The sequence below is a fragment of the Acinetobacter sp. V110_1 genome (assembly GCF_031798975.1).
GTDB classification, from domain to species: Bacteria; Pseudomonadota; Gammaproteobacteria; order Pseudomonadales; family Moraxellaceae; genus Acinetobacter; species Acinetobacter nosocomialis_A.
The window spans coordinates 1441294-1456188 of sequence record NZ_JAVQNN010000030.1; the positions used below are offsets into that span (position 1 = coordinate 1441294).

The 14895-nt window shown below is 38.8% G+C and carries 15 protein-coding genes; 9 read left to right on the top strand and 6 right to left on the bottom strand.

Annotated elements, in window-relative coordinates; all coding sequences use genetic code 11:
• Positions 1–240 precede the first annotated feature (240 nt).
• The 6 genes from RMA95_RS17570 to RMA95_RS17595 all read left to right on the top strand — a co-directional run bounded on the left by RMA95_RS17570 (position 241) and on the right by RMA95_RS17595 (position 4601).
• Positions 241–1167 (top strand): acyltransferase, encoded by a 927-nt coding sequence (locus RMA95_RS17570; protein ID WP_002051994.1) that lies wholly within the window; start codon positions 241–243, stop codon positions 1165–1167.
• 14 nt (positions 1168–1181) lie between these two features.
• Positions 1182–2228 carry a preprotein translocase subunit SecA gene (locus tag RMA95_RS17575; protein ID WP_311072236.1) on the top strand — a complete coding sequence of 349 codons (1047 nt, stop codon included), beginning with the start codon at positions 1182–1184 and terminating at the stop codon, positions 2226–2228.
• A gap of 121 nt (positions 2229–2349) precedes the next feature.
• A complete protein-coding gene (minC, locus tag RMA95_RS17580; RefSeq protein WP_309454342.1) occupies positions 2350–3072 on the top strand; it encodes a septum site-determining protein MinC in 723 nt (240 codons plus the stop codon).
• Between the two features lie 70 nt (positions 3073–3142).
• On the top strand, positions 3143–3955 hold the full coding sequence (gene minD, locus RMA95_RS17585) for a septum site-determining protein MinD (protein ID WP_134262941.1): 813 nt from the start codon (positions 3143–3145) through the stop codon (positions 3953–3955).
• Between the two features lie 2 nt (positions 3956–3957).
• The gene (gene minE, locus RMA95_RS17590; RefSeq protein WP_000896934.1) at positions 3958–4230 is read left to right on the top strand and encodes a cell division topological specificity factor MinE; all 273 of its coding nucleotides are present in this window, start codon (positions 3958–3960) and stop codon (positions 4228–4230) included.
• A gap of 83 nt (positions 4231–4313) precedes the next feature.
• The gene (locus RMA95_RS17595; protein ID WP_001218560.1) at positions 4314–4601 is read left to right on the top strand and encodes a PA4642 family protein; all 288 of its coding nucleotides are present in this window, start codon (positions 4314–4316) and stop codon (positions 4599–4601) included.
• Between the two features lie 50 nt (positions 4602–4651).
• Here the strand turns inward: RMA95_RS17595 and rhtC are convergent, their stop codons facing one another.
• The gene (rhtC, locus tag RMA95_RS17600) at positions 4652–5272 is read right to left on the bottom strand and encodes a threonine export protein RhtC (RefSeq protein WP_311072241.1); all 621 of its coding nucleotides are present in this window, start codon (positions 5270–5272) and stop codon (positions 4652–4654) included.
• Positions 5273–5422: 150 nt separating this feature from the next.
• Entirely contained in the window at positions 5423–8455 is a 3033-nt protein-coding gene (locus RMA95_RS17605) for a DNA translocase FtsK 4TM domain-containing protein (RefSeq protein ID WP_311072243.1), read from the bottom strand.
• Positions 8456–8724: 269 nt separating this feature from the next.
• Here RMA95_RS17605 and trxB point away from each other — a divergent pair, with 269 nt between their 5' ends.
• From trxB to RMA95_RS17620, 3 genes are all read left to right on the top strand, one after another.
• Complete coding sequence (gene trxB / locus RMA95_RS17610) at positions 8725–9672, top strand: thioredoxin-disulfide reductase (RefSeq protein WP_311072245.1); 948 nt, start codon at positions 8725–8727, stop codon at positions 9670–9672.
• A gap of 119 nt (positions 9673–9791) precedes the next feature.
• Positions 9792–10523, top strand: a complete 732-nt coding sequence (gene aat / locus RMA95_RS17615; protein WP_002052006.1) for a leucyl/phenylalanyl-tRNA--protein transferase — start codon at positions 9792–9794, stop codon at positions 10521–10523.
• Between the two features lie 18 nt (positions 10524–10541).
• Positions 10542–11357, top strand: coding sequence for an arginyltransferase (locus RMA95_RS17620; RefSeq protein ID WP_002052085.1), 816 nt, complete (start codon positions 10542–10544; stop codon positions 11355–11357).
• A 43-nt stretch (positions 11358–11400) separates the two neighbouring features.
• Here RMA95_RS17620 and rimI read toward each other — a convergent pair whose 3' ends face one another.
• The 4 genes from rimI to RMA95_RS17640 all read right to left on the bottom strand — a co-directional run.
• Positions 11401–11856, bottom strand: coding sequence for a ribosomal protein S18-alanine N-acetyltransferase (gene rimI / locus RMA95_RS17625; RefSeq protein ID WP_311072248.1), 456 nt, complete (start codon positions 11854–11856; stop codon positions 11401–11403).
• Positions 11857–11964: 108 nt separating this feature from the next.
• Positions 11965–12840: a metal-dependent hydrolase gene (locus RMA95_RS17630; RefSeq protein WP_311072250.1), complete on the bottom strand. Its 876-nt coding sequence runs from the start codon at positions 12838–12840 to the stop codon at positions 11965–11967.
• A gap of 239 nt (positions 12841–13079) precedes the next feature.
• A complete protein-coding gene (locus tag RMA95_RS17635) occupies positions 13080–13961 on the bottom strand; it encodes a metal-dependent hydrolase (RefSeq protein WP_263613081.1) in 882 nt (293 codons plus the stop codon).
• A 203-nt stretch (positions 13962–14164) separates the two neighbouring features.
• Positions 14165–14895 (bottom strand): EF-Tu/IF-2/RF-3 family GTPase (locus RMA95_RS17640; protein WP_311072253.1); only part of this gene is annotated, 731 nt, incomplete at its 5' end.

Here is a 14895-nt window from a genome sequence, read left to right on the forward strand (position 1 = left end):
TGCCTCCTCACTTTGAGTGTTTTGTTGTTGAGTGAATAATGAAACAAAAAGGAAGTATAAAACATTGATATTTTGTTAATAATAAACAGTTTAGTTAGTTTTTTGTAATATTTTGATGCACTTTAAGACGTGCACTCATCACAATTTCTTCATTGTTGTCTAAGATATCGTTGTATTTCATTTCACGATAGTTATAGTTGAACAACTTTCTATGGATTTTGGATATTCGGGGCCATTTATATGTCAACTGCACCCAATAAGCAATCTGCGCTAAAAAAAATTACACGTGGACTCACTGTAGGTACAGTCATCACAGGTAGCACCTTTTTTCATGGACCACCTGTATTGGCTTTGGGCTTAACCAAGTTATTTAAAAAATCATCCAAAGTAGATGAAACCAACATTCAAATTACAAACAGCTGGCTCAGTGTCAATAATTGGCTCATTGACCATGTTCTACCTAATTTAAAATGGGATATTACGATCGACGAAGGTCTTGATTTAAGTATGCAAGGCCGTTACTTAATGACGTGTAACCATCAAAGCTGGGTGGATACTACCGTAAATCAGTACTTCGGCTTAACCCGTATGCCCCTTACCCGCTTTTTTACCAAGTGGGAACTCATCTTTATTCCGTTCGTTGGTCAAGCCTTTAAAATTTTAGGCTTCCCAATGATGAAACGTCATACCAAAGAGCAAATTGCGAAAAACCCTGAGCTTAAAGACCGCGATATGATGGAAGCACGTAAAGCGTGTGAACAGCTCTTGAGCCAACCTTTTACTTTATTAAACTATTTGGAAGGTACTCGTTTTACTCAGGAAAAACATGACCAACAAAATTCGCCTTATAAACATTTATTGAAACCTAAAGCAGGCGGTTTGGCTCTGGCTCTAAATATTTTGGGCGACAAAATTGATGCTTTAGTTGATATGACCATTGTCTACCCTGACGGTGTACCGGGTTATGGCGATTTCTGGTTAGGTGATGTTTCACAAATTGCGGTAAATCTTCGTAAAATTGAAATACCAGCTTGGGTACTCGGCGGTAACTATGAAGATGACCCTGTGTACCGTGAACGTTTTCAACAATGGGTACATGAACTCTGGACTGAAAAAGATCAACTCATCGAACAAATGAAAGCTCGATATACTACTTCAACTCATTAAAAGCATTTACAGCTATGCAAAACAGTTCCAGAAAACAAGCAAAATATTACCATATGGACCCAAGCAGCGCGTCATTTAAGCTGTTTTTGATTTATGACATCTTTATGGTGTTTATTATTATTTTCAATCTGTTCTGTCTTGCAGCAAATTTCTTTTTAATGAGCAGTATTGGGGCATGGTTTTTTGAACATATTCACCTGCCCCAAGTACTTACGTTTTATAAAACTTATTTACATCCTTGGGTAATTACGACTGAAGCTTGGTTTATTGGCTTTTTAATTACTGAATTTGTTGTCCGTTGGGGCATTTCAATTATTTATAAACACCACAAGCGTTGGTTTTTCTTTCCATTCATTCACTGGTATGAAATTTTAGCCATCATTCCTCAGTTACGTTTTTTACGTTTATTTCGTGCTGGCATTATCGCTTATCGCTTATATGAACTAGGCTATCCTGTTATTCCGGAAAGCTGGAGAAAAACTGGGCTATTTTATTATCGTGTTGTTATGGAAGAGCTATCTGACCGTGTTGTTATTACGGTTATTGATGGCATTCGTAATGAGCTTCAAACTAGCTCAACACATAAGCAAATTATTCATGAGTTGGTTAATCATCACCGCGAACAATTTACAGTTACCCTAACCTCTATATTGCAAGAATCTTTAGCGACTGCTTTAAAAGAACAAAAACCTGCAATCACAAAAGGTGTGGGGCAAATTGTTGATCAAGCAATAGAAGATACGCCAGAGTTAACCCAATTATTACGCTTAATTCCTTTAGTGGGTGGTCGTATCGAACAACAAATTCAAAGTATTGGTCAGCGACTCGGTGAAAATATCAGTGCCGGTTTAATTGAACCTTTAATTGAAGGATCAAAAGATCAGCCCAATGTGACGTATCAATTAATTTCAGAAAAAATAAGTAACGTGAATATTAATAACCGTGAGCTTGAGCAACTTGTCGAGTCTGTGGTATTTGAAAGTCTTGAAGCAATTCGCAAACAAGTTAAAGTCAAACAATGGCAACAAACCCTTGCGGAGCGTGATCGAATCAAAGAATAAGCATTTACTTAATTTTTTATGAAACACGCTAGAGAATTGGCACGATTTGTTCTAGCATTTGCTCTATTTACAATAAACTTAACGATATTACAGCTCGTTTTAACGCCTTGAAGGAAGACTTATGGCTGATATCCGGATTACCGGCAGAATGGTTAACTTTAGCAGGATAACCTTCGATACGAATGATCATGATGTGATCCGCCAGCAATTATCAAATATTCTAAATGAAGGTTCCTATCAGGGAACTGTCGTTATTATAGATAGTACAGTTGAGCAAGAGCTTATTGCTTTAATTCAGCTGTTAGTTAGCTTAGGTTTGCAACCGATGGCGGTCATTGACGGCATTTTAGGTGATGAAGCACGTGCCATTCAGTTCCCTGTATTACCAGCTGACCAGCCATTACAACGTATCAAAGCAACTGCGGAGCAAGTGGCAATTGTAGAGAAACCGGCACCTGCACAAGCTTCACCAGAAACAAAAAAACCACTAAATAATAATGCAGTTGCCCATATTACCTCTTATCATGATGAAATTTTGCGTACAGGCCAATCTCTTGTACAAGACCAAGGCGATATTATTTTAAAAGCTGGCATGAATAGTGGATCTGAAGTGATTGCTTCAGGAAATATACATATTTATGGCACGGTTCGTGGTAGAGTCATTGCTGGTGCGGGTGGGCACGCTGCTGCACGCATTTTTTGCCAATCTTTAGAGGCTGAACTCGTTTCCATTGCCGGAACATATTGTGTCGCAGATGATATCCCTAAACATGTGGTAAAAAAGCCAGTACATATTTATTTAAATGAAAAGCAAGAGCTTGAATTTGAAGCTCTAGAACTTTAGTTTATTAAACAAATCACCAAAAAACAGCCCTTTTAAGGGTGTATGTATGACCATAATAGGAGTGGATTCGGTGGCCAAAATTGTTGTCGTAACATCAGGCAAAGGTGGTGTAGGTAAAACTACAACGAGTGCATCTTTTGCAACAGGTTTAGCCCTTCGTGGTCATAAAACTGTTGTGATTGACTTTGATGTAGGCTTACGTAACCTTGATTTAATTATGGGGTGTGAGCGTCGTGTTGTTTATGATTTCGTCAATGTAATTAACAATGAAGCACGTCTGCAACAAGCCCTTATTCGCGATAAAGATATCGAAAACCTTTACATTTTGCCGGCTTCACAAACCCGTGATAAAGATGCTTTGAGCGACGAAGGTGTTGCTCGTGTAATTGATGAGCTTGCTCAAGAATTTGATTACATTATTTGTGACTCACCTGCGGGGATCGAGCGTGGTGCAATTTTAGCAATGTACCATGCAGATGAAGCAATCATTGTGACAAACCCTGAAATTTCTTCAGTACGTGACTCTGATCGCATCATCGGAATGTTAGACAGCAAAACTAAAAAAGTTGAACACAACGAAGGACGTATACGTAAGCATTTATGTATTACACGTTTTAACCCTGAACGTGCTGACCGTCAGGAAATGCTGACGATTGATGATATTTCTAAAGATATTTTACGCGTACCGACATTAGGTGTTATTCCGGAATGTCCAAGTGTATTACAAGCATCAAACGAAGGTAAGCCAGTTATTCTGTATTCAGAAACTAAAGCTGGACAAGCGTATGATGACTTGGTTGCTCGCTTTCTTGGCGAAGACCGCCCTTATCGACACATCACAGCTCAACCTAAAGGCTGGTTAGCACGACTATTTGGAGCGTAGATATGGCAGGATTCTGGAGTAAATTATTTAGCAGTGAAGAAAAACCATCAAGTGCTCAAACTGCCAAAGATCGTTTAAAAGTTATTGTTGCATCAGAACAAGGTTTAGGCCGTCGTTTAAGCCAAGACAAGATTGACCAAATGAAGAAAGAAATCATGCAGGTGGTGAGTCGTTATGTAAGCGGTGTAGGCGAACAGCATATCCAAATGCAAGTTCGTTCTGAAGCAAATATCGAAATGTTAGAAATGAATATCAATTTACCTGAAGAACGATAATTCTATTTCTGACTATTCAACAAATCAGAATCAAGGCAAAATAACGCAAGTTATTTTGCCTTTTTTAAAATGAGGAGATTGTCATGGCATTATCACAGCCAGCAACTTTCAATGAAGAATGGTCCGATGAGCGTGTTTTTGCCTACCTCAACCAACTTCCTCCAAATGGTGTGAACGCAGATTTTCACGTGCTCTACCATGCTTTCAAACATATGCGTCCAAATGACTATGAACGTCTTTTGACTAAATTTGTTGCAGATGGACGAGACATCAATGCAACAAACCCTGAAGGCGAACGCATTCATGACGTGATTGCTAAATTTCCACGTCAATCAGCGCCGTTTTTAGAAGTTTTAGCAAAGTTTGCTTAAGTTTAAAAATAAAAAAAAGCCTCTTTAAGAGGCTTTTTTATTATCTGGATTTAGCGATTTCCAATCAGGAAAATACCGAATACGGTAAAAATACCACCGGAAATACCATCAATCCATTTTGAAAAATTACGGTAAGCCACTCTGAAACTCGGTAACGAGAAAATAAACGTCACAAAGCAGAACCATAAAATCGTTTCAACTGACACAATAATAAAAAGCAACCAATGAACTTGATCAAGCTGAGGGTTAGCTAAAAATAAAGAAAACACACTACCAAAATAAATTACAGCTTTAGGATTCGATAAATTGGTGAGTAATCCTTTCATAAAAAATAAGTAAGGTGCTTTAGGCAACTCAACAGCCGTAACCTCTTTCTGCTGATTTTTTGAAAATGCTGAACGCAACATTTGATAGCCTAACCAACATAGGTACAAACCACCTGCGATGAGTAAACCTTGCTTCAACCAAGCCATTTTCTCAAAAATAATATTTAAGCCCATCAGTGCTAAAGATGCCCAAAACATAACGCCAGCTGTTATTCCTGCAACAACTAACATGGCTTCTTTACGAGATCGACTCACTGCGGTCTGCGATACCAGAAAGAAATCAGGCCCTGGAGTAATAAGCGCACAAAAATGAATAAAAGCTAACGTAATTAACGCGACTAACATGTTGTCCTCCTGATTTGTTTCATTGTTTTTTATTTAGAAGCACACATTAGCATTTTTTACTATTTGATAAAATCTCAAACTACCGCTGAATAATGATTATTTTCAACCACAAAAAAAGCCTCCGAAGAGGCTTAATTTCAAGTGAAGATATTAAACTAAAATATCTCGTTTACCATTGGCACCCATAGCACTCACAATACCGTTCTCTTCCATTTGGTCGATAATACGGGCAGCACGGTTATAACCTAGGCTAAACTTACGCTGTAATGAAGATGTAGATGCTTTGCGAGTTTCTAGGACAAACGATACACATTGGTCATAAAGTGCATCACGGTCTGAACCACCCTCACCTTCTTCAAAGCCACGAGATGCAGGTTCTTCATCAAATGGCGTTAAGATCTCATCTACGTAGTCTGGTTCACCACGTTCACGCCATGCGTCACAGATGCGGTTAACTTCATCATCACTAATAAATGCACCATGTACACGTTCTGGCTCAATCTTACCTGGCCCTAAGAACAGCATATCACCATGACCTAACAAGTCTTCTGCACCACCTGCATCCAAAATAGTACGTGAGTCGATTTTACTGTTTACACGTAAAGCTACACGCGTTGGAATATTGGCTTTAATAAGACCCGTAATAACATCTACCGATGGACGCTGAGTTGCAAGTAACAGGTGAATACCAGCAGCACGAGATTTTTGCGCCAAACGCGTAATCATTTCTTCTGCTTTCTTACCTACCTGCATAATCATGTCGGCAAACTCATCTGCCACAATCACAATTGATGGTAATGGCGTTAAACGAGGTGCACGCTCTTGTGTCGCTGAATCACTTGGTTTCCATGTTGGATCAATCAAGTCTTCTCCATTCGCAATTGCTTCTTCAACTTTTCGGTTGTAGTCACTTAACTTACGAATTTTAAGGAACGACATAAGCTTATAACGGCGTTCCATTTCATTTACACACCAGTTTAATGCACTAACTGCATCTTTCATGTCAGTGACTACAGGCGTTAATAAATGCGGAATATCGTTATAGTTAGCCAATTCAAGCTGTTTCGGGTCAATTAAAATTAAACGTAATTGATCTGGCGTATATTTAAGTAACATCGATAAAATCATCGAGTTAACGGCAACAGATTTACCCGAGCCAGTTGTACCCGCAACTAACATATGCGGTGCTTTGGCCAAGTCTGTTAGTACCGGATTACCCGAAATATCTTTACCCATTGCCATACTAATCAGAGCACTTGGGTCACGATATGCTGGTGTTTCCAACAGCTCAATTAAACGTACCATTTCACGGGCACTATTTGGTACTTCAATACCAATATATGGTTTACCCGGAATAACCTCTACAACACGTACAGACGCCATAGACATTGAGCGCGCCAAGTCACGGGAAATATTAGTCACTTTAGATGCTTTTACACCCGGTGCTAAATCTAATTCAAAACGTGTAACAACTGGACCCGGCTGAGCTTCAACAACCTGCGCCTTCACATTAAATTCTTGTAATTTAATCTCAAGCAATTCAGACAAACGCGAAAGCTGCTCTTCGGTAAAGTTAACTTTCTTATTTGGGTCAACCTTATCAAGTAATTCAAAGCCCGGTAATGTTGGTAAATCTAAACGCTTTTTGGCTACCTGCATTGCACGCGACATTGGTCGACCTGATGCATCTGTTAATGGCGCATCAAAATCGAATTCATCATCAAGATTGTCTTCTGGCTTTCCAGCAGTTTCCTGCCAAGCTTCAATAAACTCTTCTTTTGAAAGCTTCTCTGCACCAATCGTAGTTTGAATAGGAGCTTTTACAAATGCAGAAGATTGCGCATAGCTACTTGCTTTGACCGATTGAGGTGCTGGGGCAATATCTTCATCAATTAATAAGTCATCAAAATCATCAAATACTTGTTCATTTGATAAGTTTTTAGGTGACTGATTTAAATTTGATACAGGTACAGATGTTTCAACTGATGAATGAGATGTTTGTGGTGCTACTGCTGGTTCAACATGATGATCTTGAACGAACGGCGTATGTACATCAGTAGCAGTTTTACTATTTGGAACTGCTGCAAGCAATTCATCAAAAATCTCATCATCATTCCAATCTAAGCCTTGATGAATATTCGATGCTTGAGGTTGTGCTTGTTTAGCCTGATAAGCCGTTTCTTGGAATTGCTCATGACTTGGATGTTCATTCGAATCATCAGCAGCTCTTAACAGTGCATCAATTTCTTGCTTATGACTTGCATCATCGCGCTGTAGGGCACGCCAAACCTCACCTGTCGCTACTAAACGCTCACTGTCTTTTTTAAGCTGTTGAGCTTGTTCAAGCGTACGCTCAAAGTTTTCTGGTTGAGGAGCTGGTTTTTCTTCAACAGTTTCAGGCTGACTTTGCTCTTTCGCTAACACATCGGCAAATAAACGCTCCGCCATTTCATCGTGTCGTGTAGAGCTAGCTTTGGCTTGAGTTTTTTCTGGCTGAACATTTAGCTCTGCTTCATCATTAACTTCAGCTTTAGGCATCTCGGCAACTTTTACCGTTGCTGTTTTATTTGCAGGCTGTGTAGTTAAATCATAAGCAGATTCATTTGGCGATACATTCTTATAGAATAAATCTTGTAAATAACTCGGCATTGCTTTGAGCGTAACCCATGTTTTGCTCCACTGCACCCCAAATGCCAAAGTGAATAATACCACTCCGAAAACCAATAAAAATAAGGTCGCACCATAAATTGTTAACAGTTGAGATAAGCTCTGCCCTAATTCATAACCAATAATCCCACCTGCCGCATTATCTAAAGTATCTGCAGGTACATTCCAGTGTAAGTAAAGCAAACTAGACACAACAAGAATTAAGAAGAACTGAGCAGCATAACGGAATGGACGGTTTAGAAAACTATGCGGCCACCAGACTTGAATCGCTTCAACAAATAAGAAAATTGGAATAAGTAAACTTGCCCAACCTAAAAAGCCAAACAGCAAATCTGCAATCCATGCACCGGCAATACCACTTGCATTGGATACTTGCTGAGTATCACTTGAAATATGCATCCAGCCCGGATCAAATGGCGTATATGTTACTGTCGCCAGAAACATATAAATACCAAAAGAGACCAAGAATAATGTCATCAATAAGCGCTGTGCATAAACACTTGACACCGCAGTCATATACTGTCCTGTAACCCATTTAATTATTGGTTTAGAGATGTGAAGACCTACATTTCAGATCTTCAACGAATGAACTTTATATTATGCACCTGTTCTTACAAAAAAGGTGCATGATTCTTTACAGTTGTTGTTAACATAAGGCTCTTCTATATTGTTATATAACTTAATTCGATTGTCCTGATCAATATTATCCACATTGATTTCACGCTATTGGTCGGCAATTTCACGTATAATTTTCAAAATTCTCGAAATAAATAAGGATACCCTCAATGAGTGCTCGTCATTCTCGGTTAATTATTCTCGGTTCTGGTCCTGCGGGTTATAGTGCAGCTGTATATGCAGCACGTGCAAATCTTAAACCAACACTTATTGCTGGTTTACAACTTGGCGGCCAACTTACAACGACAACCGAAGTTGACAACTGGCCGGGCGATCCTGAAGGTTTGACTGGTCCTGCTTTAATGGACCGTATGCAAGCACATGCTGAACGCTTCGGTACTGAACTCGTCTATGACCATATTAATGAAGTGGACTTAAACGTACGTCCTTTTGTTCTTAAAGGTGATATGGATGAGTACACTTGTGATGCATTAATTATTGCAACTGGTGCGACAGCTCAATATCTTGGTTTAGAGTCTGAACAAAAGTTTATGGGCAAAGGCGTGAGCGCATGTGCAACATGTGATGGCTTCTTCTATAAAAACCAAAAAGTAATGGTTGTAGGTGGTGGTAATACTGCTGTTGAAGAAGCACTTTATTTATCAAATATTGCTGAACATGTAACGCTGGTTCATCGCCGCGATTCTTTACGCTCTGAGAAGATTTTACAAGATCACTTATTTGCTAAAGAAAAAGAAGGCAAGATCAGTATTATTTGGAATCATGAAGTTGAAGAAGTCCTTGGTGACAATACTGGCGTAACAGGTGTTCGCTTAAAATCTACAAAAGATGAAAGCAAACAAGATGTACAAGTTCAAGGCTTATTCGTTGCCATTGGTCATAAGCCAAACACTGGAATGTTTGAAGGCCAGTTGAACTTACGTGATGGCTATATTCAAGTACAAAGCGGTACTTCAGGTAATGCAACAGCAACTTCTGTAGCAGGTGTTTTCGCTGCGGGTGATGTTGCTGACAGTATCTACCGTCAAGCCATTACTTCAGCTGGTTCAGGCTGTATGGCAGCATTAGATGCAGAAAAATATCTAGATAATCTTTAAGTTTAGATATTTCAAACAGCCGTTATAAAACGGCTGTTTTTTTATCATTTATAATAATTGCTGGCTGCCTCAAATTAATTTTTATAGCATACCCCTTAAGCACACATTATTTTAGTTTTATGAACATACTACCTCTATCTCAATATATTTTTCCAGATCCAGAGGAAGCCGATCCAGATGGTCATGGTTTAATTTGCATTGGTGCTGACCTCTCCCCTTCTACTCTCTATGAAGCATATACTCACGGACTCTTTCCTTGGTTTAATGAAGATGAACCTATTTGTTGGTGGAGTCCTGAACCACGCTGTGTGATTTACCCTCAAAACTATAAACCAAGTAAATCGCTCATTCGAAATATGAAAAAACATGATTACACCATTACGGCAAACCGTGCTTTTGAACAAGTCATTCGTTCATGTTCACTACCTCGAAGTTATGCTAACGAAACCTGGATTAGCGAAGATATTATTCAAGGTTACTGCGCGTTGTTTAATTCAGGTTATGGCTACAGCATAGAAGTTTGGCAAGACAAACAGCTGGTAGGCGGTTTATATGGAGTTACGATTGGTAAGGGTTGTTTTGGCGAGTCTATGTTTAGTACTCAAACCGATGTTTCTAAAATGGCTTTTTATACTTTAATGTTAATCGGTCAAGAAAATCGGCTTCCTTGGGTCGACTGCCAACTGGTAAATAGTCATTTAATTAGCTTGGGGGCTTGTACACTTTCTCGGCAGGAATATCTTAAATCGTTACAAGATGTAATTATTCACCCCTCTATCAATTGGAAAAAGTATCAAGAACGTGTATTTTCAAGTAAAACAATAGCATTAAATGCAAAATTAATGGAATGACAACAGGAGGGACCAATCATGAAATCATATCACCCGAAGTCCCTTTTAAATGATCTGCAATACTATATTACTCCACCTCACGATTGCAGCTATTTAGAAAATAAGTCAGCACGTATGGTCTTTTTAGACCCGATTCACCGAATTGATGTGGTGACTCTTTCAGAGTTATCGCGATTAGGTTTTCGTCGTAGTGGTGACTTTGTATATCGACCTGAATGTCATTTATGCAGACAGTGTTTGTCTTGTCGTGTTCCAGTTGCCGACTTCCAAATGAACAGTATGCAAAAAAAAGCATGGAAGCGGAATCAAGACCTTACCATGACTGTTCTGCCAACACGGCAAGCTGCACAAATTCATTATGATTTATATGAACGTTACATTAACGAGCGCCATGCCGATGGTGATATGTTTCCGCCAAGTTTAGATCAATTTGAAAAATTCCTAGTTCATAGTTGTACAGATAGTTTCTTCTTAGAGCTATGGAAAGACAATCGTCTTATTAGCGTTTCTACATGTGATTTAATGGATGATGGATTATCTGCGGTCTATACATTTTTCGACCCAGACGAGCACCGCAGATCTTTAGGTGTTTATTCAATTTTGAATCAGATCGAATATGTAAAATCACTTGGTTTAGAATATCTTTATTTAGGCTATTGGGTACCTCACTCAGCCAAAATGAATTATAAATCTCAATATACCCCCCTAGAACTTTTACTAGACGGGCAATGGCGCCGCTTAAATCGATCATTATCGCCTGAAGAGATCAATCAGTTAGGTAATTCACTCATGACGACATTACCTTCTGAGTGGAATAATTTAATTATTAAATAGCTCGATTCTGTCTTGCTGTTAAGTCCGCAGTAAGACAGCCATTTTAAAATAAAGAAGCGAAATCATCGGTACAGCTTTTTACCATAATAACGGCATTTTCACGCCCACCCTCTTGAGTTGGGTAATAATTGCGACGCACATCAATTTGATGAAAACCTGTTTTTTCGTATAACCCTATTGCCGCTTTATTACTTTCGCGAACCTCTAAAAAAATCTGTACAGGTTGATTTTCTAAGCGCTCAATCGATGCATCTAACAATTGATATCCTAAACCTTTGCCTTGCATTTCAGGATCAATTGCCATAAGCAATAAATTCGCTTCATCTAACACAGGTTGTAAAATACAAAAACCAACAACCTTATTATTTAACTCAATTACCGTACATTGATAAGAGTTCACAGACTCTACAAATTGCTGCCTAGACCATGGATGTGTCTGAACAAGCTTCTCAATTTGAGCAACACTATCAATATCGGAGGCTTGCATAGTACGAATCATGAGTTTCAACACATTTTCAGATTTCAAAGTAAGCGTATTATAGAAACTTAAATAGAAAAAACGAGCAAAAAAAAGAGCAATTAAATTGCTCTTTTTTTAATACGTTTGTTAAAGCCCTAATTTTTCACGCCAAGTTGCTAATAAAGCCGTTGTATCTGAATCATTTGGATGAAATTTTGGTCTTAAGAAATCAAGTAACTCTGGAATTTGACGTGTCATAAAACCTTTACGGCCATACATAAACTTAAGCATGTACTTGGTGTCTTTCCAAGTTAATTTGTCATCAGTCTTGAGTAATTTAGCAGTAAAATAAGATTGAGTTGCGAAGATTAAAGCCATTGCAATAATTAAAGCAGTTGAGCGCATAAAATAAGCTTTTGGCCCTTGCCCATACATACTTGTATACACATCAAATGCCACAGCTTTATGTTCATTTTCTTCTACCGCGTGCCACATCCATAAGTGATACATGGTGTCATCTTGGAACATGGCTTGAATTTCAGGATTTTGTAAAAGTTCAGCTGCAATCGTCGATGTAAAATGTTCTAAAGCGCAAGTACCGGTTAAATCAATCATCTCTTTAGTATAACCAAAAGGTTTCATTAACTTGGTTACAACTGCCGTACCCATTTTAATGACTGTACCTGTTTGCTTTTCCATTTTGCGAACATCATATCCATATGCTTGCGCAGAAGCATTAAAAGCTAAATGCTCTTTAGAATGCATAGCTTCCTGACCAATAAAAGCACTTATTTCTTTTTGAAGAGCCGGGTCAGCAAGCTTTGGATCATTTCGTACTGCACGTGTACTATTTACAAAGAACTGCTCACCTTCAGGAAAAAGAGCCGATAATGCTGTCATAAAGTGAGTTAATCCTGCATCGTAATTTGCCCAATAGCGTGGGACTTGAGCAAATTCAAAGTCCATACGACGTACAGGGAAGCTTGCTCTAGCACGATTAGAAATATTTACTTTAGCATTCATGTCAGACTCCTTTAAGTGAACCATCAATTCACTTATATCCTTATTTATTTTCTTAATATTTATAATAATACGCCTTTAAAAGCGCTATTTAAGTGCAGATGAGGACAGCAAATTATCAGATGAGGTCATTACCAGCCCCTTTCTGGAGCAAAATAAACTCCTATCATTTTTAAAAATGAGCAGTAGTTTCAAGACAACAAAAAAGGACTGCTAACAGTCCTTTTCACTTTGTTTTTAACTTAAAGTCCCAGTTTGGCTTTCCATGTTTTTAATAGGCCAACTGTGTCTAAATCATTAGGGTGAAAGCCTGGTTTAAAATAAGCCAACATCTCTTTAGCCATACCCGTAATAATACCTTTGGATGGGCTATAACCATATTTATAAATCACAGACAATTCGTCTAAGTTTAATTTTTTATCTTGTCTTAAAAGACGTAGCACAAACGAAGATTGAATTGCGAAAATAAGCGCCATCGCAAATACAAGTGAGCTTGTGCGTAATGCATAAGCTTTAGCACCTTTACCGAATACACCCTCGTACACATCAAAAGCAACGGCTTTATGCTCATTTTCTTCTATTGCATGCCAATACCACATTGTTGACATTGTTTTATCTGTCATAAGTTCTTGAATATGGGTATTAACTAAAAGCTGAGATGCAATCGTTGCAGTAAAATGCTCAAGAGCCGTAGTCGCAGTTAAATCTACCATTTCTTGTGTCATACCAAATGGTTTTACGATCTTTGCAAAAGTCTTACGCGCAGTCTGAATAGCTGTATCAGTAAATTTTTCCAACGTCTCGACATCATGGCCAAACTTTTGTGCAGATGCATTAAAGTTCACATGCTCTTGGGTATGCATAGCTTCCTGACCAATGAAAGCACTAATTTCTTTTTGTAGCTCTTCATTATCTTTGATCGCTGGGTGATAACGCACCGCACGTACACTATCAATAAAGAATTTTTCACCAGCAGGAAATAGCGCCGATAATGCTGTCATAAAATGCGTAAGCCCAGCAGAACCATCCATCCAGTATTCTGGTACATCATTAAAGTCAAAGTTCATACGACGTACAGGAAAGCTTGCTCCGGCACGATTCGTAATATTTACTTTAGCGTTCATAGTGAAAGCTCCTTACTAGTAACCATAGTTACTTAAACTTTATTATTCGTTTTCTTGATTCTTATCATACAAATTTAATAAAAAGGCTTAAGTGCAAATAGGGACATTGAAGTATCAGTTAAGGCCAGCTTTCTATTGAATTGTCGAACAATTAGGCATAAAAAAAGCGCCCCAAAAGGAGCGCTTTTTTCACTGAAAAGTGATTATGCAGTTACTTTCGCAACAACACCAGCACCTACAGTACGACCACCTTCACGGATCGCAAAACGTAGACCTGGGTCCATTGCGATTGGGTGGATTAATTCTACTGACATTTCAACGTTGTCACCTGGCATTACCATTTCAACGCCTTCTTTCAACTGGATCGCACCAGTTACGTCAGTTGTACGGAAGTAGAACTGTGGACGGTAACCATTTAAGAATGGAGTGTGACGACCACCTTCTTCTTTAGAAAGTACGTATACTTCTGCGTCGAATTTAGTGTGCGGCTTGATTGTACCTGGTTTAGCAAGTACTTGACCACGTTGTACGTCTTCACGCTTAGTACCACGAAGTAATACACCACAGTTCTCGCCTGCACGGCCTTCGTCAAGAAGTTTACGGAACATTTCTACGCCAGTTACAGTTGTTTTAACTGTATCTTTAATACCAACGATCTCTACTTCTTCACCAACTTTAACGATACCAGATTCTACACGGCCTGTTACTACTGTACCACGACCTGAGATTGAGAATACGTCTTCGATTGGCATTAAGAATGCTTTGTCGATAGCACGTTCTGGTTCTGGGATGTAAGAGTCAAGAGCTGCTACAAGAGCAAGAACTGATTCTTCACCGTAAGGACCTGCTTCACCGTTAAGAGCAGCAAGAGCTGAACCGCGGATTACTGGAGTGTCATCACCTGGGAAGTCGTAAGTAGAAAGAAGTTCACGAA